Origin of the sequence: Schlesneria sp., assembly GCF_036405755.1 — a bacterium.
Classification (GTDB): Bacteria; Planctomycetota; Planctomycetia; order Planctomycetales; family Planctomycetaceae; genus Schlesneria; species Schlesneria sphaerica.
The window spans coordinates 1-4,006 of record NZ_DASWWZ010000309.1; the positions used below are offsets into that span (position 1 = coordinate 1).

A 4,006-nucleotide genomic window follows, 5' to 3' on the forward strand; every position below is an offset into this window, starting at 1 on the left:
AAACCGAACCCTGCCGGAAGAGTTGTCCTTCAGCAGACCGTTCCTCAGTCTGCAATCGACTTCGTGGAATCGAGGACCAGTGCGCAACAGCCCGAAAGGAAGAACATTCCCGCGCAGGTGGCAAACAGCCAGTTCCAGTCATTGAGGGCGGGTGACTCACCCAGGACGAAGTTGTAGATCAGCGGAGCGAGTGCGGCTCCAAAGTTTCCGAACATGTTTGACCACCCCATCACCGACGCCGTGTAACGGCCTCCGACATCCTGTGAGTAGGCCCACAGAGCGGGCACACCCAGGTCACAACTGAAGGTCGAAAAGCTCATCCCTGCAATCATGGCCCAAGGCAGCCAGCGGGTCGACGATTCCGGCGAATAGTAAAGGCTGAGAGCCAGACAGAAGACGTAGCCTCCTGCGGCGAGGAAGCGAGTCGACATCACCGGGAGGCGGCGACCCCATTTCACGCCAAAGTGCCGGGCAGCAAAGTCCGTCCAGCCACCGCCACAGAACATGCCGACAATCCCCGCGAAGGTGGGAGCGGCCGTCATCAGCGCCTGCTCGGCCAAGGGAATGCCGTGTACATCCCCCAGATATCGGGGCAGCCATGTGACCACGAATATCCAGCCAATGTTGGTGAACATCTGCGTCAGACAGTTTCCCCAAAGACTGAGATTGGTCAGCACGACCATCCACGGGAACGACTCCCCCGCCCCGTCCGTAAGAACACCAGTCTGTTTCGCATCCGACGCGGGAACCGCCGAAGGAGCAACTTTATGTAAGGAATCTTCGCGAAACTTTGTGCCACGGATGAGGTCTCGTTCGGCAAGATTACACCACGGGTGGCCATAGGGAGTATCCCGGCAGATCCAGGCGAGCGCCACCGCGATGACAACCCCGACGATGCCATAGACCATCAGCACGGGGCGCCAGTTCCCGGAAAACTGCGCCATCAAAGCGGCGGTCAGTATGGGAGCGAGGACGGCTCCTGATCGCCCCCCCAGAGCCACGATCGAACTGGCGGAGCCGCGCTGCTTCTCGGGAAACCACGTCCGGATCAGCCCGGTGCAGACGGGATAGGCCCCCGCTTGCGTGGCTCCGCACCAGAGCCGCAACTGCAGGATCTGCCACACCTGTGTCGCGCCCCCCATCAGGCCGGTGAAGACCGACCATCCCAGAACGTAGGTCGTCAGCATTCGCCGCGGGCCGAAGCGGTCACTGAGCCAGCCAGCGGGAACCTGACAGAGTGCATACGACCAGAAGAACAGACTGATGAACCAGCTCATCTGCGTCTGGGTCATCGCGAGATCCGCGCGAATTTGCTCGGCCGCAATTCCCACAGCGTAACGGTCGAGATACAGCAGACACGCCATCAGTGTCAGGATACCCGCCACCCCCAGGCGGACTCGCGTTGGCGGGGCCTCGCTCGCTGGATCGTCCGTCGCTGACTCGATCAAGATGCCTGATCTCCTCTCAACACCTATTCACCTCGCCCCTGTTCAACCGAGTGACGGGTTCGCCCGGATGAGACGAACGCTTCCATCACCGCTAAGTCAACTCTGACGGCCGCAACGCCGTCCCCGCAGAGCTTCTGTGTTCGCTCTATGGATCGGGTCCATCACAGCCCGTTACCTCGCGCCGCAGTCGTGGACATATTCTTCTCTTGCGCGACCGCAGGGGACCCAGTGTCCCTGCTTGCAGACAGAAACAGGAACCAGCTTTTGATTCGTGATTCGCGTCTGACCTTCCGTATCAGTCAGTGTGAATCGTCCCTCTTCGAGTTTCAGCAGCACCACGTCCGCCTGACGACCGACGGCGAGTGTACCGATCCGGTCCTGAACTCGCATGGCAGCTGCCGGTGCAGAAGTCGACGCCCGAATCACCTGCTCCAGCGGCATGCCCAGGTAAAGAAACTTGGTCATCGTCGTGGGCAGATCAACGACTGGTCCATGCAGGTTGAACTGATGAATATCGGTACTGATGGTGTCAGGCCAGAATTCGAACTCGCGGCAGGCAGGTTCCGCAACACGCCAGACGAACGCCCCGACTCCGTGCCCCACATCGAAAATGACGCCCCGATCACGTGCTTCCAGCAGAGCTTCCAGTGGAGCCCCCCGCTCGTCAAACGGATGATCAGGATGAGGGTTATAGAGATGGGTGTAGGTATCCCCGGCTCTCAGAGCCTGCAGGACCGTGTTCGTTGGAATGCGTGACGCCGCATGGTGGATCATGCAGGGCCGCCCGGTCTGATCTGCCGCCTCGAAGACGCCGTGGAATCCGGCCCACTCGTTCTTCTCTTCGAAATTCGCCAGCCCCGATGTCAGCCTGACCTTCATCCCGACGATCCGCTGCGGAAATCGCTCGACGCAGGCCACAGCCGAAGGAACGTGCGCGTGACGACCGTCGTTCAAGTCACCCATGAACGGAGGAAATTCGGGATGTCCCTGAATCGCGCCGATCATCGAAATATTCAGCAGCGCGAAGATATCCTCGTCCGCTCGCGAAAGAATGAACCGGTCGAAGTTGGGATACGTCAGCGAACCGGCCGTCCCCGTGTCGAGCATCGACGTCACTCCGGTACGCAGCCCGGCATCCACCGGATCAACCGAGTACAGTCCCACACCGCTGAAGACGTGTGTGTGCAAGTCGATCAGACCGGGGGAAACAATCAGGCCCGTGGCATCAATCACGGTCTCGTCTGTCGCCCGCAGATCCGGACCAATCTCGCTGATCTGGCCATCGCGAATCCGTAGATCGACCTGCTGTGGCGCATTTCCCAGACCGTCAAAGACGCGACCATTCCTGACGAGAGTGCTGGCATGATTCATCGAGAAACCCGATCAGCATGAGACACGAGAATCTGACGAAGAGAGGCCAGTGTGTATTCCAGGTCCCCCGGTTGGAAGCACTGGGTATACAAGAACGCCCGATCGACAGACTGTTCATCTTCGGCGAGAATGATTTTTCGCGGCAACGCGCGCAGTGCCAGCAGCAGTTCACGCACCGACATCGCCCCGGGGCCAGTGCCGGAATCGATCTGCAGCAGTGGGTACGGCTGACCGTTCAGCGCCTGATTCAAGTAAGTTATCTGCAGACCCGGCAGATCCTTCAATCCCTCATACAGCACGTCGGTGCTCTGCTTCCATTGAGCGTACTCGGCAGCATGATCCCGCTGACCATAACGCTCAAGAGCTTTCATCAGCCCGACGATCGACTCTTTGCTGACTTTCATCGAGCGCCCGATTCCGTGCCGGGGGGAGCGGGAAATCCAGCCTGCGTCGACCCAGTGCTGCAGGGACCACGTTCCCGACCGAACGTCCATGTCGACCATCTGCACCCACGCGCTGCGAATCAGATCGGCCCGACCACACAGGAGGCCCGAGGCTTGCGGCCCCCCCAAATGTTTACCACCGCTATAAGCAATCAGATCAAAACCACAGCGGCTGAAGCGCGACAGGTTCTCTGCCGGGGGCATCGAGAACGCAGCGTCGATGATCGCAGGTAGATGATGACGATGAGCCAGTTCGACCAGTTTGTTCAGGTCCACTCGATCTTCGAGTCCATACCAGACATAACCAATCGCAGCCGTGCGCGGATTGATCGCCTTCTCAATTTTTTCCAGGGCGTCCGCGTCCCGGTACTCGATCGAGACCAGCTTTGCCCCGGACAGGCGAATGGCGTGATCGTAGTCAAAGGGGCCCGCAGCCGGGTAGATGATCTCGTCGCGCGGACAGTTCGAAACGTCCGGCAACTGATCCATGATTTCCGGCCGGTTTCCCGCCAGACAGGCGGCTGCCGCCAGTGTGAGTGCCGCACCTGCTCCCGCCGTGATGATCCCCGTCTCAGCGCCGGTGCACTTGTGAATCAGCTTACCGGCCGCCTCGATCAGATCATCCAGTTCGACATACTGCGCACTCGCCGCCGCCATCGCAGCGATGACATCGGGATGCGGGGAACTTCCCGTCACGCGAGACGCATACCCCACCGCATTCACAATCGGGGTCACGCCGAAATG

3 protein-coding genes are annotated in these 4,006 nt (G+C 59.9%); all 3 read right to left on the reverse strand.

All coding sequences use genetic code 11. The features are described from left to right. Nucleotides 1-44: 44 nt before the first annotated feature. The gene (locus VGE80_RS10780) at nt 45-1,448 is read right to left on the reverse strand and encodes an MFS transporter (protein ID WP_397568289.1); all 1,404 of its coding nucleotides are present in this window, start codon (nt 1,446-1,448) and stop codon (nt 45-47) included. A gap of 171 nt (nt 1,449-1,619) precedes the next feature. Beyond that, nucleotides 1,620-2,819 carry an amidohydrolase family protein gene (locus VGE80_RS10785; RefSeq protein WP_440592669.1) on the reverse strand — a complete coding sequence of 400 codons (1,200 nt, stop codon included), beginning with the start codon at nt 2,817-2,819 and terminating at the stop codon, nt 1,620-1,622. Continuing rightward, on the reverse strand, nt 2,816-4,006 hold a 1,191-nt coding region (locus tag VGE80_RS10790; protein ID WP_440592670.1), incomplete at its 5' end, for an aminotransferase class V-fold PLP-dependent enzyme. The genes VGE80_RS10785 and VGE80_RS10790, both read right to left, overlap by 4 nt.

What these genes read in the sequence shown, in the direction of transcription:
- VGE80_RS10785 (WP_440592669.1), bottom strand. Translation starts at nt 2,819, where the DNA reads ATGAATCATGCCAGCACTCTCGTCAGGAATGGTCGCGTCTTTGACGGT.